This window comes from Streptomyces sp. TRM49041, from assembly GCF_008271805.1.
Taxonomy (GTDB): domain Bacteria; phylum Actinomycetota; class Actinomycetes; order Streptomycetales; family Streptomycetaceae; genus Streptomyces.
Genome location: NZ_VSRY01000152.1, coordinates 275,978 through 299,481, shown reverse-complemented (window position 1 = coordinate 299,481; position 23,504 = coordinate 275,978). Strand labels below are relative to the sequence as shown.

21 protein-coding genes are annotated in these 23,504 nt (G+C 70.3%); 2 read left to right on the top strand and 19 right to left on the bottom strand.

The annotated features are described in order from the left end of the window. Positions 1 to 8: 8 nt before the first annotated feature. From FVS66_RS24405 to FVS66_RS24390, 4 genes are read right to left on the bottom strand one after another with little or no spacing between them, the layout of a single operon-like run. Positions 9 to 215 (bottom strand): hypothetical protein, encoded by a 207-nt coding sequence (locus tag FVS66_RS24405; protein ID WP_149183330.1) that lies wholly within the window; start codon positions 213 to 215, stop codon positions 9 to 11. A 43-nt stretch (positions 216 to 258) separates the two neighbouring features. Continuing rightward, on the bottom strand, positions 259 to 504 hold the full coding sequence (locus FVS66_RS24400) for a hypothetical protein (protein ID WP_149183329.1): 246 nt from the start codon (positions 502 to 504) through the stop codon (positions 259 to 261). A gap of 17 nt (positions 505 to 521) precedes the next feature. Next, positions 522 to 788, bottom strand: coding sequence for a hypothetical protein (locus FVS66_RS24395; RefSeq protein ID WP_149183328.1), 267 nt, complete (start codon positions 786 to 788; stop codon positions 522 to 524). Between the two features lie 29 nt (positions 789 to 817). Next, on the bottom strand, positions 818 to 1,693 hold the full coding sequence (locus FVS66_RS24390; RefSeq protein ID WP_149183327.1) for a peptidoglycan-binding protein: 876 nt from the start codon (positions 1,691 to 1,693) through the stop codon (positions 818 to 820). 423 nt (positions 1,694 to 2,116) lie between these two features. Here FVS66_RS24390 and FVS66_RS24385 point away from each other — a divergent pair, with 423 nt between their 5' ends. Then, positions 2,117 to 2,869, top strand: a complete 753-nt coding sequence (locus FVS66_RS24385; protein WP_149183326.1) for a hypothetical protein — start codon at positions 2,117 to 2,119, stop codon at positions 2,867 to 2,869. Positions 2,870 to 2,966: 97 nt separating this feature from the next. Here the strand turns inward: FVS66_RS24385 and FVS66_RS24380 are convergent, their stop codons facing one another. The 12 genes from FVS66_RS24380 to FVS66_RS24325 form a co-directional block, all read right to left on the bottom strand. Further along, complete coding sequence (locus FVS66_RS24380; protein WP_149183325.1) at positions 2,967 to 5,909, bottom strand: hypothetical protein; 2,943 nt, start codon at positions 5,907 to 5,909, stop codon at positions 2,967 to 2,969. Between the two features lie 6 nt (positions 5,910 to 5,915). After that, entirely contained in the window at positions 5,916 to 7,004 is a 1,089-nt protein-coding gene (locus FVS66_RS24375) for a hypothetical protein (protein ID WP_149183324.1), read from the bottom strand. Positions 7,005 to 7,007: 3 nt separating this feature from the next. Then, positions 7,008 to 7,937: a hypothetical protein gene (locus FVS66_RS24370; protein ID WP_149183323.1), complete on the bottom strand. Its 930-nt coding sequence runs from the start codon at positions 7,935 to 7,937 to the stop codon at positions 7,008 to 7,010. Between the two features lie 16 nt (positions 7,938 to 7,953). Next, a complete protein-coding gene (locus tag FVS66_RS24365) occupies positions 7,954 to 8,847 on the bottom strand; it encodes a phage distal tail protein (RefSeq protein ID WP_149183322.1) in 894 nt (297 codons plus the stop codon). Further along, positions 8,847 to 13,904: a phage tail tape measure protein gene (locus FVS66_RS24360; RefSeq protein WP_149183321.1), complete on the bottom strand. Its 5,058-nt coding sequence runs from the start codon at positions 13,902 to 13,904 to the stop codon at positions 8,847 to 8,849. The genes FVS66_RS24365 and FVS66_RS24360 overlap by 1 nt, the downstream gene beginning before the upstream one ends. Before the next feature lie 9 nt (positions 13,905 to 13,913). Continuing rightward, entirely contained in the window at positions 13,914 to 14,345 is a 432-nt protein-coding gene (locus FVS66_RS24355; RefSeq protein WP_262387173.1) for a hypothetical protein, read from the bottom strand. Then, positions 14,276 to 14,812, bottom strand: coding sequence for a hypothetical protein (locus FVS66_RS24350; protein WP_149183320.1), 537 nt, complete (start codon positions 14,810 to 14,812; stop codon positions 14,276 to 14,278). The genes FVS66_RS24355 and FVS66_RS24350 overlap by 70 nt, the downstream gene beginning before the upstream one ends. Beyond that, positions 14,812 to 15,309: a hypothetical protein gene (locus FVS66_RS24345; protein ID WP_149183319.1), complete on the bottom strand. Its 498-nt coding sequence runs from the start codon at positions 15,307 to 15,309 to the stop codon at positions 14,812 to 14,814. Before FVS66_RS24345 ends, FVS66_RS24350 begins: the two co-directional genes overlap by 1 nt. A 76-nt stretch (positions 15,310 to 15,385) precedes the next feature. Next, positions 15,386 to 15,808, bottom strand: a complete 423-nt coding sequence (locus tag FVS66_RS24340; RefSeq protein WP_149183318.1) for a hypothetical protein — start codon at positions 15,806 to 15,808, stop codon at positions 15,386 to 15,388. Then, positions 15,805 to 16,233 carry an HK97 gp10 family phage protein gene (locus tag FVS66_RS24335; RefSeq protein WP_149183317.1) on the bottom strand — a complete coding sequence of 143 codons (429 nt, stop codon included), beginning with the start codon at positions 16,231 to 16,233 and terminating at the stop codon, positions 15,805 to 15,807. Before FVS66_RS24335 ends, FVS66_RS24340 begins: the two co-directional genes overlap by 4 nt. After that, positions 16,233 to 16,649 carry a DUF6093 family protein gene (locus FVS66_RS24330; RefSeq protein WP_149183316.1) on the bottom strand — a complete coding sequence of 139 codons (417 nt, stop codon included), beginning with the start codon at positions 16,647 to 16,649 and terminating at the stop codon, positions 16,233 to 16,235. Before FVS66_RS24330 ends, FVS66_RS24335 begins: the two co-directional genes overlap by 1 nt. After that, positions 16,639 to 17,001, bottom strand: a complete 363-nt coding sequence (locus FVS66_RS24325) for a hypothetical protein (protein WP_149183315.1) — start codon at positions 16,999 to 17,001, stop codon at positions 16,639 to 16,641. The genes FVS66_RS24330 and FVS66_RS24325 overlap by 11 nt, the downstream gene beginning before the upstream one ends. A 131-nt stretch (positions 17,002 to 17,132) precedes the next feature. Here FVS66_RS24325 and FVS66_RS24320 point away from each other — a divergent pair, with 131 nt between their 5' ends. Further along, complete coding sequence (locus FVS66_RS24320) at positions 17,133 to 17,723, top strand: hypothetical protein (RefSeq protein ID WP_149183314.1); 591 nt, start codon at positions 17,133 to 17,135, stop codon at positions 17,721 to 17,723. A 19-nt stretch (positions 17,724 to 17,742) separates the two neighbouring features. Here FVS66_RS24320 and FVS66_RS24315 read toward each other — a convergent pair whose 3' ends face one another. The 3 genes from FVS66_RS24315 to FVS66_RS24305 form a co-directional block, all read right to left on the bottom strand. Further along, complete coding sequence (locus tag FVS66_RS24315; protein WP_149183313.1) at positions 17,743 to 18,330, bottom strand: hypothetical protein; 588 nt, start codon at positions 18,328 to 18,330, stop codon at positions 17,743 to 17,745. 167 nt (positions 18,331 to 18,497) lie between these two features. Then, positions 18,498 to 19,721 (bottom strand): damage-control phosphatase ARMT1 family protein, encoded by a 1,224-nt coding sequence (locus FVS66_RS24310; RefSeq protein ID WP_149183437.1) that lies wholly within the window; start codon positions 19,719 to 19,721, stop codon positions 18,498 to 18,500. A 23-nt stretch (positions 19,722 to 19,744) separates the two neighbouring features. Next, positions 19,745 to 23,272, bottom strand: coding sequence for an NB-ARC domain-containing protein (locus FVS66_RS24305; protein ID WP_149183312.1), 3,528 nt, complete (start codon positions 23,270 to 23,272; stop codon positions 19,745 to 19,747). Positions 23,273 to 23,504 lie beyond the last annotated feature (232 nt).

The following is a 23,504-nucleotide window of genomic DNA, read 5'->3' as shown; positions in this document are numbered from 1 at the left end:
AGGCCGCGTCACCCCAGGATGTGGACGAGGAACCAGACGGCGAAGCCGGTCCAAGCGACCGCGAAGATCGCGCGGCCCGGGCGGGTGTGGACGCGGAACCACGCGCGGACGCGCTCGGACAGGGTGTTGCCGTCCTCGGCGTCGACCAGGGTGAGCAGTTCGTAGGCGGCGCCGAGCACGAGCAGGGCAGCCCAGATCAGGTCGGGCGTGGTCAATCCGTTCTCCTTCTTCTCCGCGCTGCTCTGTGATCCGGAGCCGTCAGCGGCCTGCCGCCGACCAGAGGGCGACGCCCAGAGCGGCGAGGCCCGTGACGGTGCTGATGGCGGGGAGCGGCCAGCGGGTTCGTTCGAGGGCGGTGACGCGGGCGTCGAGCTCCTCGACGTCCTTGTCGATCTGGTCGGAGCGCTGGACCAGGAGGGCGAGTTGGCTGTCGATGCGCGCCAGCCCGACTTCGAGGGCGCGGCGGAGTTCGGCGAGCTCCAGGGCGATCTCTCCGTCGGGCATGGCGGCTGCTCCTGTGATCAGCGGATGGTGGGGGAGGCGGAGTCGGTCTTGGCGGGGAGCCACGAGGCCGTCCCGGGGCGGCCAAGGATGGAGCCGACGGCACCCTTGAGCACGGCGAGGCCCGCGGGGATCGCGGCGATGGCCGCTGACTCGAGCGCCGACAGGGTTACGACGTTGGTCGTGCCGGACGCGAGGAGCAGGCCGAGGAACGCCTCGACATACGTGAGGACGGCGCGCTCGCCGATGTCGGCGAGGAGCTTGGGGGTGCGGCTGGAAGTGGCCATGGGGCGGAGGAACCTCTCAACGTGGCGGATCAGGGCTTGGGGACGCCGAGCTTGGCCCAGCTGGTCGGGCCCGGGATGCCGTCGGCGTCGTCGCCGGAGAAGCCGAGCTTGCGCTGCCACGCGGCGTACGAGCGGCGGTCGGCGTCGGTCCAGCGCGGGCCGGGGCCCTTGGCGTACCTGCTGCATCCTTCGGCCACGAGCCGCTTGCCCATCGCCGTGATCAGGGCGGAGCGCCGGCCGGCGCGGAAGTAGGCGGGACCGGGGAACGGGGCGTACGTCGGCTTGTCGTCCGCGGGCTTCGAGCTCGTCGGCTTACCGCCGAGGAGGTCGGCGACGGCGTCGCGGAACTCGTCCATCGCGATGCCGGCGGGGTCCGGCTTGCCGGGCTGCCACTCCTTGTGGGCGATGACCGAGGGCGCGGTCCAGCCGTGCGCCCGGCACAGGGCAGCGCTGACCTTGTGCATGGCCTCCAGCTGGGCCTGCGGCCACGCCTGGCCGCCGCCGGTGTTGACGCACTCGAAGCCATAGAAGCGCGCGTTTCCGTCCGTGTTGGCCTCGTTGTCCGGCGGCAGGGGCTCCTCGGCGATGACGGCCCTCAGGACGTCGTCGTCGCCGGCCCCGGCGTGGTTGGTCCGGCCGTAGCCGACGAGGTGCACGGTGCCCGAGCGGTCGATCACCCCGTGGCACAGCGGACCGGGGAGCGAGGTGTACCCGGTGCGGCAGAGCTCCACCATGCCGGCCTCGGTGGAGTACGGACCGGTGTGGTGAATCATGACGCCGTGGACCGGGCCCCAGGCGCCCTTGTGGTTGCGGTTGTGGGTGCGCCAGTTGCCGTGCTCGACGACGCGGACGCCGGACTTCTTCAGGACGGCGAGGAACTGGTCTGCGGACAGGGGCTGTGCCACGGTGGGACGCCTTCTCCCCCGCGCCTCCGTTGCTTCGTCCGCCAGGCGCCACCTGGTGGTCCCTCGGGGGCTGCACCGTCTGGTGCTGGTGAAGCGTGGAGGACGGAGGGTCGCCCAGCGGGCGGAGCCTAATGCATCGGGCGTTGCTGTGTCCCACGTATGAGACGAACGGATCTCCGATGGCTGTGTTGCTGGGATCGTCTCCGGTAGGCAGGCGCACCCGTGGGTGGAACGAGGGGCGGATCGATGGGGAACTCAGCTGACTGTGACGGAGCGCGGCCCCAGAGGGACAGGCTCACGGCACCGGCAGCGGTGTTGCGACGGCTTCCTGGAAGGGCGCGACCCCGCGCGGAAGCTCTCCAGGAGTACCAGGATCTCAACACCGAGCGCCGTAGCCACATCCCGAGGGCACTGTGGCCGTTCTTGGCGCCGACCCCGGAGAAGTTCTACCGCTGGCGGGTCCAACTCGAGTGCGGCTGCGTCGAGGAAGTCCTGACGTACGGCAAGGAAAAGCTGCCAGTCGAGCAACAGTGGCACGATCTGGTGCATAAGGTACGCCTTCCGGCCGGGCAAGTGCTCTGCTTCCACGACGACTCGCCACCCGAGCCGTACCGGGAAATTGTCGAGTGGGGAGAGCGCAAGGAAGTGTCCTTCCCCGCCGATCCCGTCGAACCACCCGACTGGATGGATGCGAAGGCGTGGGCCCTGATCCGCTACGAAGAGCCGCGCACTTCGGCGTTCTGGACCGTGACGCTCTCCTGCGGCCACGCCACGGAGGTGATGGCCCCGGACCTTGAGTGGAAACCCGCTGACGGCCCCCAACGGGCCAGCAAAATGAGCTTGCGGAGGATGAAGGCGGCGTACGAGGAGCTGTGGGCATCGGACCCCGACGCTCAGGCCGAGAGCGAGCGCGAGCACACGAGACGAATGCTCGCGGACGGCTGGCCGTGCCCAAGTCCTGAGAACCTCTGCCACACCTGCACTTGGGCCCGGTGGATCGTGGCCTACCAGCGCATCGGCTGGCTCGTTCCGCGACAGCCAGAGCCGAAGCGACCGAAACCACCGTCTCGTACGGGGCTTCAACGCCGTCTCCGTCAGGCTGAGGCCGAAGCCGAGAAGCTACGGAAGCAGCTTGCTCAACTCGGCGGGGAGGATGCCTCAGAGGCAGGCAGTTGACGGAAGACGGAGCCAGGCTTTTAGCGCCGAGATCGGAGAGGGCGCGTGGTGGCCAGAGGGACCCGGGCACAGCACCCATCGACGGCATGGAGGGTGGTCACTTCGTGTACGTGACCCGGAGCTTGGGTGGGTAGCTCTGACCGACGCCCTGGGCGCGGCCGTAGTAGGTCTTGTCGGAGTTGTTCGGGTCCAGGGCGATGCCGCGCCAGCTCGTCGAGTCGAAGACCGAGGTGATGTCGACCCACTTGCCGACGTTCTTGCCCCAGCTGATCGTCTTCGCCTCGCTGTCGGAGCTGAACGTCGACGGGCGGGACGTGTGCTTGTGGGCCTTGATGATCGCCTTACCTCCGCTGTTGTAGTACCAGTGGTCGAAGTAGAGGTACACCTCGGCCTTCTGGATGGTGGCGCCGGACAGGTCGGTGGCGAGTGCGGAAGGGAAGCCGATCAGGCTCGCCTGCATGCCGTTGGTCGAGCTGTAGTAGCCCTGCAGGCACTTGCTGCCGTAGTACGAGTTGTACGAGCCGCGGTTTGCGTACGAGCCGGACCAGGAAGCCGCGTAGGTCTTGGTGTAGGTCTTCTTCGGCGGAGTCGTCGTTCCGCCGCCCGTGTTGTACTGGCCGGTCTCCGGGATGTGCGGGCCCAGGTCCTCGATGTACATCAGGCCCGGATGGTTGCCGCCGCCGAACAGGCGCACGGTCTGGCCGCTGGGGCCGTTCTGGCAGCGGAAGGTGACCAGCAGGCGGCGCAGTCCGGCGCCGAAGGCCGCGCCGGAGCGGATGGCCTCCAGGTGGATGCGCCGGTAGCCGGCCGTGGGCATCGGGTAGATCGCGGACTGGATCTGCGGCGAGGAGATCGACGGGGTGTTCGCTCCGCCGTCCTTCAGGGCGAGGACGAGCTCGCCGCCGGACGCGGACGGGTCGGCGTAGCAGTCCAGGACGACGCGGTACATGCGGCTGGTGTCGGCGTCGAAGGACAGCTCGACGAAGCCGTAGTCCGTGGTGCCCGCGGTGACGGAGGTCGCCTGGTAGTCGATGGCGACCAGGCCGCGGGCGAAGCCGGACAGGTAGGTCTCGATCGGGTCGCCGGCGATCGTGAGCCTGCCAGCGACGGAGAGGTCCCCAACACCGGTGTTGCCGTCCTGGTCGATGGTGGCGACAGCGGTGCCGTTGTTCGTGAGCGTCAGGTAGTTGGGTGTGCCGGTGGTCAGCGAGACGGCTTCGTCGCCGGCCTCGTCGTACAGGCGCAGACCCTGCGGAGACAGTTCGGCGCGGGCCCCGCCGCCGGGTGTGGAGAGCACGGCGCGGCATTCGAGGTTGTCGAAGTAGGCGATGCCGGTGGTGGTCTCGCTTCCGTTGGCGTCGATCCCGACCCGGACGTTGGCCTTGGTGATGTTCGCGGGGATGGTGACGATCTTGGATATGCGCTGCCAGCTGCCGTCGGTGATGGGGGTCGAGAGAGCGATGCCGTCGGAGCTCACTCGGGTGCCCGCCTCGTCGTAGAAGCCGGCGTACAGCATCACCTTGGCGCCTGCGAAGTCGGCGGAGGTCTTGTAGTCGGCGGCGAGCCAGTAGCGCTCGCCGGGGAGGACGGGTGAGGTGGCGTGCTGCAGCCATCGGTAGGTGTTCGGGCCGGGGGTGATGCGCAGGCACTTCGCCGAGTTGTTGCCACCGTCCTCGACCGCGTATTCGGGCTTCCCCTCGATGGCGGCGGCGATGATGCCGCTCTCGTACGAGGGGTCGGCGACCAGGTTTCCGTTGGTGCCGATCGCGAGCCGAGAGGCCGTGAGCGAGCCTGCGGCGATGTGGCGGGCGGTGAGGGTGTTGGTGGCGATCTCGTCGCCTGTCAGGGACAGTGCCTTGATCTCCCGGGCCGTGATGGTGTTCGCCACGATCTTCTCGGCGGTCACGGACTCCGCGGCCAGTTCCAGGGTGCCGATGGACTCGGCGAGCACCATGCCCGCGCCGATGACGGTGCGGACCTGGGCGTTGTCGAAGTCCGCGGTGCCAGCGGTGGCCTGGTGGTTCTGCAGCCATACGGTGGCGGCCACGGTCCCGGCCGGGGCCTGGACCTGCTGGCTGGCGGTGGCCCAGTCGGCGCCCGGGGTGGGGGTGGCGATCGCCGTGCCGTAGCCGAGCACCGTGCCGGCCGCGTCCTGCCAGCGCAGGTAGAGGCGGAGGGAGTCCCCGGCCCAGTCGGCTGAGGCGCGGTAGTCGAAGGCGAGGAAGAACCGGTCTCCCGGGGAGACGGCCAGCTCGGTGATCAGCAGGCTCCGGGATGTCGGCTCACTGCTGGCGCCGTCGACTTGCAGGCCGCGAGGGGAGCCGTTGCCCTCGGCGAGCCGCCACTCGGCGGAGGCGGATACGAGCTGTTCGGTGAAGGCGCCCTCGAAGGAGGGGTCGGGCATGAGGTTGCCGGTGCCGATGGCGAGCTGGTTGTGGCCGACCGCGCCGATCCGCAGCTTGGCCTGGGAGACGGCGTTGTCGGCGAGCGCGGTCTCGTCGACGACGCCGTCGAGGACCTCCTGGGCGACGACCGGTGCTGGGCCGACCGGTCCGCTCTGGGCGGACGGGGCGGAGGCGGTGCCGGAGGTGTTGCGGGCCAGGAGGCGGACGTACAGCGGCTGGTCGGTGGGGATGGTCAGGGTGCTGCCGAGCGGGGACTCGAACGTGCCGCGCAGGGTGGCCGGCGTGGGGATGAAGTTGTCGAGCGTCGCGGCATGGACCTCGATGCGGGCGAAGTCCAGTGGCGGCGCGGGTGCGTCGGTGAAGACCCCTTCCCATGTTGCCGACACGCCTCCGAGGACCGGGGTGACGGTGGGCTGGCTTGGGGTGGGTGGCGGTGGGGCGTTGACGATGTTGACCGCGGTGGTGCCGTCCGGCTGCTGGCCGATGACGGCGCGCAGGGAGCCGGTCTCGTCGTACACGTCGAGCGCGCCGTTCTCGATGGAGGAGTAGGCGAGTTGGGAGGTTCGGGTCTGCTGGGCGAAGCGGCGCTCGAGGTCGGCGATGCGGGCCGCCAGGCGTGTCAGGTCGTTGGCCATGCGGGGTCAGCTCCCGTCGGTGAAGCGGTCGGCGCGGGCCAGGGCGAGGGTGATGCGCTCGGGGTCGTCGCCCTGCGGCGGGCGCAGGGTCCAGCCGGTGACACGGCACCAGCCGTCGTAGTCGGTCCACTGGTCGTGGAGGGTGACGCGGACGTCGTCGCCGATCTGCCAGGAGCCGACCGGGGCCGCTGGGTGGTCGATCACCTCGATCTCCGTGACCTCGCCGAGGACCTGGCGGGCGATGCGCTCGGTGCGGGCGCGGGCGGCGAGCCGGTCGTTGCCCTTCTCCGCGGGCACTTCCAGGACGTGCTCCAGGCGGAGGCGTCCGTTGCGGATGGCGTCGATGGCGCGGCGACGTCCGCGGCCTTCTCCGGCGCCGAGGGCGATGACGACCTGGGCGTAGGCATCGGCGTCGTAGGTCACCGGGACGGTGGCGGCCACGTTGACGCCGCTGGCGAAGCCGATGTCGGTGCGGCGGGTGCCCAGGCGGGGCCAGCCGAGCCGGATCCGCCCCACGGGCCGGCCGTTGGACCAGTCGGTGGCCTCGGTCCACTCCGGACCGCCCTCGATCTGTGTCATGTCGTCGATGACGGAGCCGAGGACCGGCGCCTCCCACCAGTCCGTGCTGTACGGCTCGGCCGGGGTGCCGGCCTTCGCCCGGCTGGTGACCGGGTCCACGGTGACGCCGAGGTTCCCGTCGGGCTGAGACTGGGCGTAGGTCCACGTGTCGCGGATGACCTGGCACGGGTCGGCGTTGACGTACGGACCGCGCCCGTTCAGGTTGCCGTGGACGTCATGGCGGCGGTGCAGGTAGCTGCCCCAGCCCGCGGCCTCGATCGGGTACGCGGGGCCTTCGGGCTCCGCGCGCCAGATGAGGCCGCCCCACAGCAGGGCGTTGTCCCGCTCGCAGGTCAGCAGGGTGTTGCCCGGGTCGGCCTGGGCGGGCAGGAGGTGCGCGAAGCGCGGCGAGAGGCGGCCGGAGAGGTCCCCGGCCCCGTTGAGGGCCTGACCGAACTCCACGTCGGACAGCGGCAGGTCCGCGGCGAGCACGGTGCCGGTCAGGGCGTGCCAGGTGCGGTAGCGGTAGGCGGGCACGACTCACACCGGGCCCTCGGTGAACTCGACATCGAGGATGAAGGTCGTTGCGCCGTCGGTGACCAGATCGCCTGTCTCCGATCGGTGCATGTACGTCTCGGTGTGGATGGGCACCGTGGTGCCACGCTGTGCGGCAGAGATTGGGATGCTGTCGGCCAAGACGACCGTGTTCCGCCGGGTGTTGTTGCCCTGGTCGTCGTCGATGGAGATGTGCTGGCCCGTCGTACCGCCGATGATCTGCCTCATCCAGGCGAAGACATCGGCCCGGCGCAGTGCGAGACCGGTGATCGTTGTGACGAGCTTGGCGCTCGTCGCCCACGGTGGTACGGCGACGTTCCAGCGGCTGGCCGGCGGCCAGACGTGCCACGTGTTGTCGCTGTAGTTGAGGGTGGAGTGGGTGTTGGGAAAGGCCGTGTACAGCTTGCGGTCGCGGCGCGGGTTCGCGATTCGCCGCACATCCTTGATCATCGAGTCGGTGATGACGGCCGTGTTGGCCGGAATGTCGATGCGGGCGAGCGGGATCGCCGTCATCCCGGCCGGCACGGTGGTGGTGGACGCGGAGACGTTGCTAACGACGTGGAAGTAGCCGATCTCGTCGGTCTCCGGGCTGCGGGTGCCCTCGTACTCCGGGTCCTCCACGCGCAGGCAAACCAGGTCGGAGCGGGTGCTGGCGGCGGTCGGCGCGACGGGTACGACGGCGTCGCCGACGTTGTACTGCGTGTAGGAGCCTTGGCCCCATGCGGCACCGCGGATGACGGCTGAACCGTCCACGACGCGCACACCGGCCGCCGGAGTGGACAGCTGCCGGACCTTGAGGTCGTCGCCCTCGGTCACGCCCTGGGAGCCGCGGGCCAGGTCGCGGACCATCATGCGGAAGGCCCTGGCCTCGTGGGTGCCCCCGTGGGTGAGCAGGGGCGGGTTGATCAGCGTCATGAGGGATTCTCCGGTTTCACAGGGCGGCGTAGGCGGCGCGCCAGGTCACGGCCAGGCGGGTGGCGTTGGTGTAGTTGCGGGCGGTCCACCACAGCTCGCTGCTGCCGGGCGGGATGGTGAACGTGTCGAGGCGGGAGGCCGGGGACAGGGTGGGGGCGAGGTTGCCGGTGCCGTTCTTCAGCGCCCAGCGGGTGCCGGGACGGGTCTCGATGTCGATGTGCTCGCCGATCTTGAGGGAGACGGCCAGTTCGAGCACGCGGCCGGACTGCACGTGGCGGATGCGGGGGTTGGTGCACGGGCCGGTGATACGGATCGACGGCCAGGCCGGCAGGTCTCCGTCGTTGTGGACCCGGCCGCGCCGCTCGTCGGGGATTGCCACGCCGGTCGTCAGCGGGGCGACCAATGGCGCGCGGAGACCGCCCAGTCCGTCGGCGGACAGGGCCAGCGTCAGCGCCGAGGCGTCGTCGGCGTGGAAGCGCGGGTCGAGCGCGGCGAACTCGATGTCCAGGGGGATCCAGCCGTGCAGCGTGCTCGACGTGCTGCCGGCCTCCACGCGGCGCAGCCGACCGTACAGGCGGCGCGTCGTCCGGCCCGGCCAGCGCAGCCGCAGTACCGTCTGCGCTCCGGGGCCCGTACGCACCGCCGTGTCGTCGGCCGCGCGGTGGAGGCGGGCGAGCAGATCGAGAGCGCGTGCCGGATCCCCCGGCGTACGGATGCCCGCCTCGATGCGGACCGCACGCGGCCCGTACAGGTCGACGCCGGGGAAGGAGCCATCCCCGGCAGGGTTGTCCACATCCTGTGTACGGAGTTCGGGGACGCCCAGCCCCTCGACATCTCCGACTGGGATGTCGGTTCCAGGACCGATAACGACACCGGCGACCTCGATCTGCCAATCGGCGAGCTCGAGCATCAAAGTCGGCCTCCTCTCTGGGCATTGCGGAGGCGACGCATGACCTCGGCTCCGATCTGCTGCGGGGTGGCCTGCGTCGAAGTGACGGTGACGGGCATGGTGCCGATCAGCGGCTGCCGCTCGCGTACGACGACGACTTGAACGGTTTCTGCCGGGCAGGCGTCGACTGTGTGGACGGGGGTGGGAGCCACGTCCGCCGGGGCGAGTTGGAACCCGAAGCGCTGAGCGACGTCCGTGAGGACTGCAGTCGACGCAGCGCGTTTGGCCGGTGCGAGCGGGATGAACGCCTCTCCCCCGGTGCTCGCCTCGGCGAACTTGATCAGGGCGGAGCGCGAGGAGTAGATGCCGGGCTCCCAGATGCCGCCGTTGGCGTACGCCAGGCCCTTGTTGGCCTTCGCGAGGTCGGAGAGGAACCTGGTCGCGCGGGTGCCGAGCGCGGACCTGATGCGGGACTGGGCGCGGTTGGCGACCTCGATGATCCGGTCCTCCTCCAGGCCGGTCGCGTCGGCGACCTTGTGGATGCCGGTGGTGCTCGTCCTGATCGCGCTGATGATGGTCAGCAGGTCGGTGAGGTCCTCGGCCGCGAGGGTCCTGGCGGCCGCCCTCGCCACGTCGTTGGCCTGCCGCGCCCTCTTCGGGTTTTTCACGGCCTCGGCGGCCAGCTTCTCTGCCGCCTCGTCGCCCTGTTCGGCGAGTCGCGCGGCGAGGTCGCCGTAGCCGAGGGCGGCGAGCTTGGCCAGGTTCTGCTCGAAGGCGCTTTGGTCCTTCACGGCCTGGCGGAGCTGGGCGGTGAAGTCGCCGAGGGTCGCCTTCGCGACCAGGCCCAGCCGCTGAAGGTCGGAGGCCATCTCCTTGAGGTACTTCGACGAGCCGGTGGCCATCTTGTGAGTCAGCTCGATGCCGTCCTCGCCCATGGCTTCGAGCGCGTCGGCCACGTCCTGGCCGGCGCGCCGGGCGACGGTGCGCAAGTCCTTGCGCCACCGCTCCGTCCGTCGCACCGCCGTGTCGAGGTTCTTCTCGAACCTCGACAGGTCGAAGACCTCGACCTCCTTGCCCTTCCGCTTCACGGTGCGCATGGAGTCCGACCGGATCGACGACACCGACACCAGCTCGCTCCCGCCGCCGGAGGGGTCGTAGGACCAACCGGACAGGCCGCCGCCCGCGTACCAGGTGACGTCGCCGCCGAAGCGCCGGACGACCTCCTCGACGATCGCCTTGCTGCGGGGGCGCTTGCTCACGGCGAGCGGCACGTACGCCTCGCCCTGGGTCTCCGGCTCCGCCCACACCCGCCAGGAGCCGGCCGGGGCGATCTGCGCGACGTGGTTCTCCCGGACGCCGCCGACGGCGTAGTACGAGACGACAGCGCCGTCCGCGTAGGAACCCGGCGTGCGCCTCTTGAGGTTGCGGGTCTCGCCAGTGGGCGAGACGAGGTACTGCTCGACACGGCGTGTCGTGATCGTGACCGTCTTTCCGCGCAGGCTGTCGATCGCTCCCTGGATGGTGCCGAGGGCGCTCAGCGGCGGCTGAACGGGCACGGTGACCTCGGCCTTGCCATCAGGCAGAGTGCGGATCTTGAAACCGAGGGCCTCCATCTGCTGTCGTGCTGCCTCGGTCGGCGCGCTGATTGTGACCGTCTTCGCGTTCGGTGTGCTGCGCAGCTTGTCCTGCACGGCCTGCAGGGCGGCAAGGGCACCCAGTGTGGCGGCGCTGACCCTGACGTTCTTGCTGCCGGGGACGGTGCCGAGCTGGTCGATGAGGGCCTTCAGGTCGCCGCGAGCACCCTTTGTCGGAGCCGTGATCTTGATTTCCCGGGTGCCGGGGACGGTCTTCACGGTGAAGCCGAGGTCCTTCAGCTTCTTCTGGGCCGCCTCGCTGAGCGAGTCCACACGGATCGTGGTCGCCTTCGGCAGCCGGTCGAACTCGGCCTGCACGGCGAGGAGATCCGCAAGCGTGGAGTCCATGCCCTCGGTCTCCAGCAGCAGCGACACCTTGGACGGCAGCAGGCCGAGACTGTCCGCGACCGCCTCCGCCTGCTCGGGCACCAGCCCGTAGCCCTGGGCGGCCTTGACCGCGGCCGTGCGCGCCTTGTCCATCTGCTCGCGGGCGGCGGCCAGGGACTCGGGCAGCGACTTGCCGTTCTGCTGGGCGAGCGCGTACGCCGAGACCGCGGCGTCGGCGGCGGCATCGCTCAGGGACGTGAGGGACTGGTAGAGCTGCTGGCCGTTGCGGCTCGTGGTGTTCAGCGTCCCGTTGCTGTTCAACAGGGCTTCGCCGAAGCCGTCGGCCTTGTCGATCCCGTCGTCCAGGGCCTCGTTCACGTTGAGGATGGCGCTGTTCACGCGCGCCTCAGCGGCCTGGAGGGAGATGCTGCCGCCGGAGAGCAGGTCGAGGGCGTCCCTGAGCGCGCGGGTGCGGGTGTCGGCGTCGGCGGTCTTGTCCGCGAGTGCTCCGACGGCGGTCTTGAGCCGGTCGTACGCGCTCGCCCCGCTCTTCGTGTCGCTGCTGGCGTCGGCGAGGCGCTTGGCGTTCTTGATGCTCTCCGCCATCTCGCCCTTGACCTCTCCGAGCGCGTCAGCGGCCTGCGCGGCCTTGAGCCCGGTGTCCGTGTACGCCTTGGCGGCGCCGCCCTGCGTCGCGATCCACCTGACGTTCGCCTCGGCCGTCGCGTTCAGCTCCGCTTGGAGGCTTTCCAGCGACCGGCCCTGGCCGAGGTAGACGTCGGTGAGCTCAGTCATGGAGACGCCGGCGCGTTCCATGACGTCGACGAGCTTCTCCTTGCCGTCGCGGACCTTGGTGTCCAGCAGGGTCTGGGCGGCGGCTCGGCGTACGTTGTCGTCGATCACGCCGCCGGACTCGCGCAGAGCGTCGGTCAGCGTGCTCACCCGCTGCTCGTGCTCGGCAGCCGCGCGGGCGGCCTTCTCCTGGTGCGAGGCGAGGAGCCCGAGTCCGAGGGTGACGCCGACCAGCGCGGCGCCCCACGGGCCGCCCATGAATCCCACCAGCCCGGACATCGCGCCCCGCAGTCCGACACCGGCCGCGCGGGCCATTCCCGTGAGCGTGCTGGTGAAGCCTGCGGCCGGGCCCTGCGCGCTGCGGAAGGCGGCCCCCATCTGGCCGACGATCGGGACGCGGGTCTGGAGCACCGCGAAGGCCGCACCGAGCCTTCCGATGTGCGCGCTGCTCATGGCGGCGAGGCTCTGCTGAACCCTCATCTGCCCGTTGAAGCTCTGCCACGCCCCGGTCAGCCGGCCACCCACGGTCGAGGCGAGCCCACCCAGGATCGGCCCGACCCGCCGGGCCAGGAACATCGCGGCAATCGCGCTCTGCACCGGCCCGGGCAGCGCGCCGAAGGCACGCACCAGACCCCCGACGACCTCTCCCACCGGCACCAGGACGGCCGACAGACCGGCCACAGCAGACAGGGCGAGGTTCCCGGCGATGACCAGGACGTCCAGGGCGTTCGCCACACCATCGGAACCGTCCGCGAGCTCCCCGAGGGCGTCGGCGATGGGCTCCGCGCCCTGGGTGAGGTTGTCCAGGACGTCGCCCAGGGCGCGGCCCGCGTTGATCAGCAGGTTCAGCCCGGATGCCAAGGCGTCCTCGCCGATCACCTTCAGTGGGCCGAGGAGCTGCTCCGCCTCGTCGATCAGGCCGCCCAGACCCTCCCGGGCCCGCTGCTTGAGCTCCGGCCCGTAGAGGGTGGCCAGGTCGCGCCCGTATTCGATCGCGGCGACGAGATACGGCGTCGCGCCGGACAGCCCACTCGTCATGAGCCGGGTCACGTACTCCAGGCCCGGCGCCATCGCGTCGTATAGCGCCAGCCCGGTCTGCCGCGTCTGCTTCCGCAGCAGCGTCATCGCGCCCGCCAGGCCCTGGCCGCGGGCGGCGGTGATCTGCGCGGCCGCCCCCGTCTGGCGCACGGCGAGGTTGAGCGCGTCGAAGGACTCGGTGCCCTGGTGGGCGAGCGCGATGGCGCCGGACATGGCGGGCTTGCCCATCGCTCTCTTCACCGCGGCGGTGAAGTCCTGCTGCGACATCTCGTGCTGGGCGCGGGACAGTTCTCCGATGACGTACCGCAGGCCCTTGAACCGGCCCTGGGTGTCCCATGCCTCGATGCCGAGGGCCTTCAGCCCCCGGCGCATGTCCTTGGTGGGTGCGGCGAGGTTGGCCATCATGCCGCGCAGCGCGGTGCCGGCGGTCTGGCCGAGGATGCCGGCCTTGCCGAGCATGCCGACCGCGGAGGCGGCGTCCTCCATGCTCACGCCGAGGCCAGCGGCGACCGGACCGGCGTACCGCATGGCGTAGTAGATGTCGATGATGCCGCCGGAGGCGTTGTTCGCGGTGGCGGCGAGGATGTCGGCGGCGCGGGCGGCCTGGTCGGCGCCAAGGCCGAACTGGTCCATGATGTCGCCGAGGTAGCGGGCCGAGTCGGCCGCGTTGACCCCGGCGGCGGAGGCGAGCTGTAGCGAGGCTCGGGTCGCGGAGATGGCCTGGTCGGTACGGAAACCGGCCTTCGCCAGCTCCACCATCGCCTCGGCGGCGTCGGCCGCGGTGGTGGTCGGCAGGGTCAGGTCGTTGCCGAGCTGGTTGGCCATCCAGGCGGCGCGCTGCATCTGCCCGGCGGTGGCCCCGGTCACCGCCTGGAAGATGTTCATCTGCCGCTGGTAGCGGTTGCCCTCTTCGATGAGCTGGCCGGAGCCCAGGACGAGGGCGCCTCCGGCAAGGAGGCGGCTGAGCGCGCCCGCCTGTCGGCCGGCGCCTTTGAGGGAGCGTTCCAGGACGCCGGCGTCGCTGCCCGCGCGGCGCAGACGGTCGCCGGTCTGGCCGCCCCGGGCACCGAGGGCGGTGAGGCGGGAGGCGGTGGCCTGGGCACGGGCGCCGAGAAGGTCGATCTGCCGGGCGGTGCGGCGGCTGGACGCGTCGAGACCGGCGAGGCGACGGTCGAGATCCCGGGTGCGGCGGCCCAGGTCACGGGCGGCGTCGGCGGCCGAACGCAGCCCGGAGATCAGGCTGTTGGCCTGCGCCGTCAGCTGGACGGTGAGGTTGTACGTCGCCACTCTCCGGCCTCACCTTGTTGTGTCGTTGTCGCGGTGCAGCGCCTCGTACGCCTGGCGCGGCAGCAGCGTGATCTTGATGCCGTAGCCGGGGCGGCCCTCGGGTACGTGGTCGCGCTCCTGGGCGATCAGCTCGCAGCCCGGGCAGCGCACGGTGTCCGTGACGTACGCGTGCTGGTGGCCGCCCTTGGCCGGATCCCACTCCTCCGCCCGCGTACGGCAGTCCGGGCACAGCGTGCGCTGCCACTGCTGCCAGGCATGGGCCTTGGCCCGGTCCAGGTCGCTCCAGCGGCCGTCCCCGCCGAGGAACTGCGAGTGCGGGATGCCGTACCGCTCGCACAGCTCCAGCTCGGCCCGCAGCCGCGGGTCGGCCGTCAGCCTTTTCCCAGGTCGGCGGCCTTGTCGGCCCGGCCCTCCTGCTGCACCTCCCAGGCCGCCTCCCACAGGGCGTTCGCGTCCGGCGCCGACCAGGAGTCGAGGAGCTCGCGGGCCTCGGCCTCGCTCATGCCGTCCGTGCTGGAGGCGGCGATCAGCGCGGCCGGGAAGGTGTCGGGGTTGAACGCGGCTCCGTCGGCGGCCTGTTCGTCGGTCGGTGGATGCGCGTGAAGCAGTTCCTCGAGGACGGGGCGCGGCAGCGCGCGGAAGGTGAGGTAGACCGACGCCCTGTCGAGCGCCTCGCGCGCCGCCTCGCAGCGCTCGGCGGCGAGGCGGGCCCGCTCGGCGAACACGCCGTTGTCCGTGTCGCTCTCGGCCAGCAGTCGGGCCCGGTCGGCGGCCCGCCTGGCCTCGTCGTACTCTGCCTGCGGTGCTGTGTCGTCGCAGATCCGAAGAACGCGCTCTGGAAGCGAGCGGCGGCGCAGCCGCTCCATCTTCTGCTCCCACGACACCGCGCCCTTGCTCCCGGCGGCCATCAGGCGGTCCCCGTCGAGGCGGCCGGGACGGCGGCGTCGAGCGCCGGCGGGGAGGTGATCGAGAAGATCGCTTGGAACTTCGCGGCCTCGTTGCCCGCGTTGTACTGCGCGGCGCGCGAGGCCACCTGCACCGGGAAGGTGTCCATCGACTTCGACCCGGGGACGTCGCCCTTGCGCAGGAAGACGACGAAGCCGATCGCGCCCTTGGGCAGCAGGGTCTCGATGGTGTCGCTGAGCTGGTCCTCGTAGAAGGTGATCGAGGAGTTGTCGGCCTTGTCGTTCCCCGGGATCGAGGACGAGAAGGTCGACGCCATGTCCGGCGTCTCGATCGCCTCGTTCGTCAGCGACCAGCCGTCGACATCGCTGATCGCCTCGGTCAGGTCGGTCGCGTTCGGAGCGGAGATCTCCACACGAGTGGGGATCATGGTCTCGGCGGCGACATCCTTCAACCAGAGGATCTTGGTGATGCCGCGCCGCATGAAGCGCTGCTGAGCCACGGGCACTCCCGGAAGGGTGCTGCGCCGGGCACGTTCGTCGGCCGGGCGTCCGCGTGGCTCCGCGGTGAGAAGAGGATCAGGCAGGCGTCACGGTGATCGTGAACCGCTGCACGTAGGTAACGATACTGCCCTGTGAGCCGTCAACCGGTTCTCCGTCGGCGTCGTAGGTCAACTCCCGGTCGATCACGCGCATCCCGGGAACCGCGAGGTTCCTCAGCCGGTCAGCAACCACCACCCGCACCCGGTCACCGAGCCACTGTGCCTGATCGGCTCGCTCGCCCACGCTCGTCGCCTGGTACGTCCAGGTCGCGTCGGCCTGCCAGTCCCCGAACGACGGACCGGAGAACTCACCGGGCAGGCTGTCGAGGATCAGATACGGAAAGGCCGCGGTCTTTCCGTCCGCCGTCCGCGGCAGCACGCCAAGCCCACACGGCCGACCTGTGCCGGCGCCGAGCACGTTGACGAGCGCCCGCGTCAGCGGCAGCCGAGGGGGGCTCACCGTGGCAGCACCCCCTTGCGCAGGGCGTCCAGAAACCCGGGCTCGGTCTGCCGGAACGCGGGCTCGATGTGCGGATAGGGCGGCTGCCGGTACCGGCGCCCCAGCCGGTCGACGCCGACGAACCCGTACTCCAGCCGCCGTGACTGCGGCGCGTCCGTGAACACCACCGCACTCACGCGCCCTCCGCCTGCGGTCACCTTCACGTCCCAGGAAGCTCGGTACTGCCCAGTGATCACGTTCGGCCCCGGTCGCCCGGAGGCGTTCTTCTGGATCCGCACCCGCAGCAGCATCGCGTGGTGCCGGGTGATCGCCCGCGTACGGGCCCGGACAGCCGGCCCGAGGCGCGTGAGGGCGGCAGCCAGCTCGATCGGGTCGCGGAACGCCGCCGCGTCGGGATGGGCGTTGGGGTGCGGGTTCACCGCCATCAGCCGATCACCTCCAAGCGCACCATGCGCACCACCGCGTACGTACCGACCGCGACCTCCGCCACCCGGAACCGGCGCCCGACGAGCTGCTCGTCTCGCGCGGACCGGGGCACGCTCAGTACGTCGTCGGGCATCATCGGCGGCGCCGACAACGGCAGCAGCGCCCGGTACGCGGTCGAACCGGGGAGCGCGGCGGGAGCCCCATCCAGGGGCGGGACGGGCGAAAGCTGTCCGGGCCGTACGATCGCCCCTGACCCTTCCCACAGCAGAACCGCCACCCCGCCTTCAGGCTTCAACGCTCCTGTCTGCTCGTCCAGTTCGTCGCCAGAGGCGCCGTCCGCATCCCTCCACAGCTGGACCTCGTCGTCGAGCATCCCCTCCACGACCCGCCGCACCCCCGAGAGATCAAGCGCCACGGGCCCACTCCGTCAACTGCCGCATCACCGCCGCCGTACCGCCGCCCGGCACGTTCTCCAGGTCCATCCGTGCCAGGGCCGCGCGCTCCACCTCCAACGGGTCCAACGCCTCCAGAAACGCGGCGGCCGCCGGGCCGGGGTCCGGGGGCGCGCCGACCTCGACCCGAGCGAGGAGATCCAGTTCGGCGGGCCATGTCCCGGTCGGGCGCAGATGCAGCACCACGCGTGGCACATCGTGACCATCAGCGTGCAGATCCACGGCAGCGACGTCCTCGCTCACGTCCCTGCCGTCTACAGCGAGGGCATACGCACGCCCGTCGAAGGTCATCTGGAAGCGATTCGGCGTCGTCACCGGCGGAGCCTAAGCTCCGGTTCGTCTCTGTCAAGCCGAACGAGCTGCGCAGGATAGCCCTCCGGACACACCGATGGGCCAGTTTCCGTGTGTCCCAGCGTGCCGCGCGGCCGTGAGCACATCGTGGCTTCATGACTGACGTCGTTCCCTACGCGGTCGCAGTACGAGGCGCGGCCGAGGTGCTGGTGAAGGCGCTGGTTCTCCGTGACTTCCTGCCGTCTCGTCTGGCTGCTCAGCGTGCCCACACCCCCGGTGGGCGCTCCGTTGAGGAACTGGAGGCCCTGATCGTCGAACGCCGAGCGCTGTCCATCGCCACCCGAATGTGCATGGCACAGGCGGACCACGGGTTCTTCTCTGGGGTTTGGGGCACCTCGATCGCCGGATCGGTCGACAGGGCCGGAGAGCTGATCCTTCGCGAGCGCGCACTCGAGCACGCCTCGCCGTCCGCGGCCAGTGCCAACAGCGGTCGAGCCGCACGGAGAAGGGCTGCACGTGATCGGGCCGATGAGCCGCTGCCCGAACTCGCCTTCATGACGATCCGCGAGGTCGCGCGTGCAGCGTGGACCGAAGGACTCGGCCTCGCCAGTCTCGCTGAAGCGGAAGAACTGATCCGCGCTGAGCGTGCCGCCCGGATGGCTGAGTACCGAGGCAGACCCGCCCAGGTGTGCCCGTTCACCCGGCGCGAGTGCTATCCCCTCACGGGTGGCACCTCCTGTCGCTGACAGCGGTGAGCGTCGGCCGTCACATCCCCTTGGCGCCGCCCCTTTCCAGATTCGCCAACACCTGCTCGGCGACCTTGCGTGCCTGAGCGTTGAGGTCCGGTTCGGACACCATGTGAGCCGGCGAGTACCTCTCGATGAAGAGGAACTGACCGGCACCGAGGTCCACCGTGAGCGACGCCCGCCAGTCGTCGCCGTACATCACCTGCTGGGCCGCACCGCGTCCCTTCACTGTGACCGGAACGGCCTTCGTGGGGCTGGGGTCCGTGCCGTCGGCTGTCTCCAGCAGGGCATCCTCGTTCTTGAACATGGAGACCACGTAGCCGGCCGGGTTGTCCTCATCGGGGGTCATGGAGAAATAGCAGCTGACCTCGCCCTTGCCGGACATCGGCGTCGCCTCCCACACCCCGATGGCCTTCTGCTGGGCCTCTGTGAGTGTGGCTTCGCAGACGGAGCCCTCGGTCACTTTGCCGGTGTTTATGGGTGCTGTAGCCACGTACTGCCCGGAGTTCGGCTTGGCGGACGTGTCCGGCTGCTGGTCGGACGCGGCACACGCCGTCGCCAGAACGGCAAGCGGGACCACGGGCCACATGCGCAACTGCGGACGCACTGTTACTCCCTGTGGTTTCGATAGGACCACACCGTGGGCGTGGGGAAGGTGATCACCCTAACCAGTCACGAGTCGCTGACGGGGAAAGACCATTCGAATCCGGACCACGCGACCGCTCGAAGTGGCCAGATCCGCTCTCCAGCTCGCCCGTACCATGCCCCTCGGAGCTACTTTCGGACCTGGATCAGGGCGTGCGTTCCACTCGTACGCCAGGCCGCCCCGGACCGTTCGAGGTCATCCAGTGTTCCCTGCTGCAGGCCAGCGATGACGTCGGACTTCAGTGTGCGGAGGGCCGCGACGGGACCTGGGAAGTAGGCGGTGAGCTCGGCGAACGATGTCGTGGCGTCCAAAAGGCGGTCACCCACCAGGCGACGGTAGTTGAGGTCGCCCTTCAGGATGGTGAGCGTGACGCCCGCGAACTCCTTCCGAAGGTCCTCGGGCATCTCCTCGTACGGCAGCGGAGCGCAGAAGAACGTGTGGGTGCAGACCTCCACCGCTCCCGCAGCCATGGCCTTCCAGAGTCGGCCGCCGATCCGGCCGGCTTCGCCGGGCGCCTCGGTGAGGCGGCGGAGGCAGTCGACGACGTCCGCGGTCATCGCGTCGGAGACGTAGTACGGGTAGGGCTTGACGTGAAGCACGACCCGCTCGGCATGCCGGTGTTCGAGGAGGTGGTCGATGAGGATCAGGTCCGGGATCAGCTCGCGTCCCGCGTTGTCGGCCACCACGGCGACGGTCGCGGAAGCTCCGGCGGGCAGGAGCTGCCACAGCGCGGCGCTGTCGTCGGCGACCAGCGCGGAGGTAGCGACCTCACCGGCTGGGGACTCCCCCGAGGCGCGGAAGCCGAGGTCCGCGCGGTTACCCCAGAGCGAGGCGTGGAGCAGGGCCGTGGCCCGCTCACCGGCCGGAGCGTCGGCGAGCGCGTCCAGGGCCCGGAGTTCCTCCTCCACTGCCTCGCCCCGTAGTTCGGCCTGCTTGAACGGAGCGAAGGGGTCAACTCCCTGCCACGGACCGGTACCGAAGTACCCGACCGCGGCGAGGAGCCTGCGGTAGAAGTAACTCTCCGCCCACAGGAATGGGGCGTCGTACCAGGATCGCCCGAAGTGCCCCCGCCCCCAGTCTGCCCAGCGCCCGTGGTCGGGTTCCTCAGGAGCCAGGGGTTCGACGACGCCGTTGCTGCTCTCGTCCAGCAGGGCGTCGAGGGCTTCGTGCTGCCGACGGCCGTACGGGAAGGCGTCCCGTACCTGCTGAATGAGGGCAGGGTGGCGCTTGGCCAGCACACCCCACGCGAACGAGCCGCGCTCGTTGCTCAGGATGACCGGCGCGGCGGCCGCAGCAGCTGAGCCGGAGGCAACGGCCGTTTCGCGCGAGGCGCGGGAGATCTTCTCTGTCATAGTGTCCAAGCCCTTCGCTTCTCTCACGTGTCCATGATCTCCAGAGCCACGACCCCGGCCGCGCTCCCTACCAGCACCTCGCCCGTCGAGGGTTCGAAGGCCGCACAATGCAGCGAGGCGTCCACCCTGACCTTGGCGGTCTGCCGCTGCTCACTGAGCGACCACACGCGCACGGTCCCGTCCGCCGCGGCTGACACCAGGCAGTCTTCGTCGCTCATGAAGCCCAGCATGAGGATGCGGCCCGTGTGGCCGGAGAGGTGGGAGGTGAACCGGTCCGTCCCCAGGTGGCGTACCGCGATGTCGCCAGTCCCCGCACCGACCGCTACGCGGTTGCCCGGACCGTCCACGGTGACGGCGCGGGCCCAGCCGCTGGGGCTGCTGAACCGGCTCCTGAACTCCCCGGTGGGGGCGTGCCAGACGCGCACCGAGCCGTCACCACCGCAGGCGGCCAGGAGGTCTCCACTGTCGTCGAAGGAGAGCGACCGCAACCGACCGGCGTGCACGTCCTGGCTCCACAACGGCGTCCCGGTGGGGAGATCCCAGCACCGGATGTGTCCGTCGCCCGTGCTCGCGGCGATACGAGGCGTCGAACGGGCCATCGCCACGGCCCACGTACGCGGGGTGTCCTGGTTCAGGGTGAGTGACCAGGCCGTGTCGGGCAGCGACCAGACCCTGACCGCCCCGTCGCCGCAGGCCGCGGCGACGTGCTCCTCGCCGCAGGCCAGGGACCAGACGCGTCCATGGGCGGCGGGCAGCCTCCGGCTGACTGTCGCGGTCGTGGTGTCGATGACGTCGACGCCGCCGGCCCCGTCGCCGACCACGGCGGTACGTCCGCCGGCCGCGAACTGCGTGGACCACACGGTGTTGGAGCCGCTGACCAGGGTCCTGAGCCTGCTCTTCCCCACGGTCCAGACGCGAACAGCACCGTCCTCGCATCCGGCGATCACGGTGCCGTCGCCCGTTCTGGCGAGTGAGCGCACCCAGTCCACGCCCTGTGGGAGCAGCGTCTCGCCCACCGGGCTCTCCGCCGAGAACGCCTGGATCCTCGGCTCCTCGGTGGCGGCGGCTAGGACGTCGTCGTGCGGGGACAGAGCGACGGCGCGCACGCGCGCCTTGAGGTCCGTGATCCGGCGGACGAGCGCGAGTTTTCCGTCGGCCGCATCCCACACGGCTACGGAACGGTCGCCGGATCCGGAGGCCAGGAGGGAGGACCCCGGGGCGAAGGCCACGGAGCGAACCCAGTCACGGTGTACCGCGCGTTCGTCCAGGAGGCGGCCGGTGCGCAGGTCGAAGAGGCGGACGAACTCGTCCTCGCCAGCCACGGCCACGAGCGAGTCGGAGTCCCCGCCGATCGCCACGGACCAAACGGGGGTGCCGGCTGCCCGCATCGTCCGCAGGGGCACGAGCCGCTCCAGGTCCCACGCGCATACGGCTCCGTCCTCGGCACCGGAGACCAGGACGGGGTCGGCTGAGGAGAAGGCGAGGCTGCGGATCCGGCGGTTGTGCCCGGGCAGCACCCCGACAGGTTCGCCGGTGTCCGTGCGCCACAGCCGGATCGCCCCGTCGTCTCCCGCCGATGCGAGGACCATCGCATCGGCGGAGAGCGCGGTGGCGAACACCCAACCTGTATGGGCCTCATGGGCTCGAAGGAGCCGACCCGTGTTCAGGTTCCACAGCCTGACCACCCCGTCCTCGCCACCCGACGCCACGAGGTCACGGACGGCGGACACGCTGACGACGGCACCAATGTGACCGCGGTCCGTTACTGCCGCGGAGTTCTCCTCCGGGGGCAGCAGCCACTTCGGGACGAGTACTTGCCCCTCCCCAGCGATGCTGCCCAGGGATCGGGTGGCCTCGGGCAGGGGTGCGCGGCGCAGCACGATCGAGAGCGTCGAGGCGATGTCGGCCGGGGACTCCAGCCCGCTCAGCAGATACCCGGCGCCGGTCAGGGCACGGGCGGTCGCCCACACTTGGTGCTGCGGGTGGTCAACTTCATGCCGCCCGGGCAGCGCGTCGAGTACGGCGGCGTCCGCAGTCAACGACTGGTGTCCGACGAGTGCGACCTTGCGCATGACGTACGGAGGCGAGGCCAGCAGGCTGACGAGTTCAGCATCGAGGCCGGCCTCCCGCAGGTGATAGGGAAGATGGCGCCACAGGTATCCCTCGTCCTCGCCCAGGGTCTCCCAGGCACCGCCCGTACTCTGCCGGTACGCCTCCACCAGGGACCGGTGAAGCGTCGCCCAGTGGTCGCCGATCAGATGGCGCAGGTAGGACCGGAACACGTCGTGCAGCACGATGGCGTTCCGGTCGGCGAGGTAGGCACCGATCAGGGAGCGGTCGGACAGCACTCTGCAGAACTGCCGCACCACGTGGGGAGCCCATCCGTCCACAGTGCCCCACCAGCGAGTGAGTACCGACATAGGGATGGGCATCGATGGAGGGAACACGGCCAGCGAGAGGTACCGGTCCCGCAGGTCCGTGCGCCCGGCGATCGAGACACTCTCCGCAAGGCTACGGAGGCTGGACTCGAGCGCCTGTCCGATGGCGTTCTTGCGCTGGTCGGAGTCCCACACGTCGAACGCCTGAGGACCGTACGCGCGGATCGCCGCGCTTGTCTCCGTCACGGCGCGACCGGCCGGGGCTCCGGAGCCGACCTCCTGCGAGACGTTCGCCCCAACGATCGACGCGAGCAGGGGCCACCCTCCGCACACGCCCGCGAGGCGCGCGGCCTCGGCATCGTCCAGGGCCCCGACGTTGCGGACGAGCAGTTCCCGGATCTCGCCTGGTGCCATGGGCCCCAGACGCACAACTCGGGTGGAGCTTGGGCACACGCGCACGTTCCGCGTGGTCACGAGCCGTACGCAGTCCTCGCCTCCGAGCAGGAACGGGCCGAGGTCGGTGGCGGACCAGACGTTGTCGACGACGAGGAGCGCGCGTCGTCCTTGGAGCAGACGGGCGAGGTGGAATCCGGCCTGCTCGGGATCCGCCAGGGACGGGCGGTTGCCGTCGAGGTGAACGCACAGGTCGGAGATCAGCTCGACGACCCTGGCGGCCGTGCATCCCTCGCCGGTCTCCACCCAGAGGATCTCCGAGAAGGAGTCCCGGACTCGGGGTTCGCGGCACACCTGGGTGGCCAGCGTTGTCTTCCCGAACCCGCCGGGGCCGCACAGGGCGACCGTGGCGACGCTGCCGTCCTGCGCCGCCTCTCGAAGCACGGAGACGAGCCCTTCGAGATCTTCTGACCTGTACACCAAGCCGGGCTCCGGAACGGGTATCGGGAGGTAGTGGTCCGGTGCCGACGCGACCGAGGGCGTTGGCATTCCGACGGAGTCCCAGAAGCGCTGCCGCACTTCCGTGTCGCTCCGTTCCAACGCCGTATCGAGTAACGCCTGGGAGTCCGGGGCGACGACGATCTCCTCGCCCCGAGCCTCCCAGTTGGACACCGTCCGGTCGCTGACGCCGAGGTAGGACGCGAAGCCACGCACACTCCGACGCGTCGCGAGCCGCAGAGCGCGCGCCTCCCGTCCGGTCCAGCGCTGCACTGTGGCCACCGAAGCTCCTTCGACCGACACCGACGACGGTAACAGGGTAGGGCGGTCTGACCAGCGGCGTAGGGCCTTCGCTGCGACGGGAGTTCAGCACGGATGCGACACCCGGGCCATCCCGGTCAGGTCGGGCCGAGGGCTCACCCGCCGCTCCGGCCAGCGGCGGTGCTGCATCGCGAGTGCGACGCCACGGCAGCCCGCTGTCCGGCGACACTCGGCAGTCTTCTCAGCGCGGAGC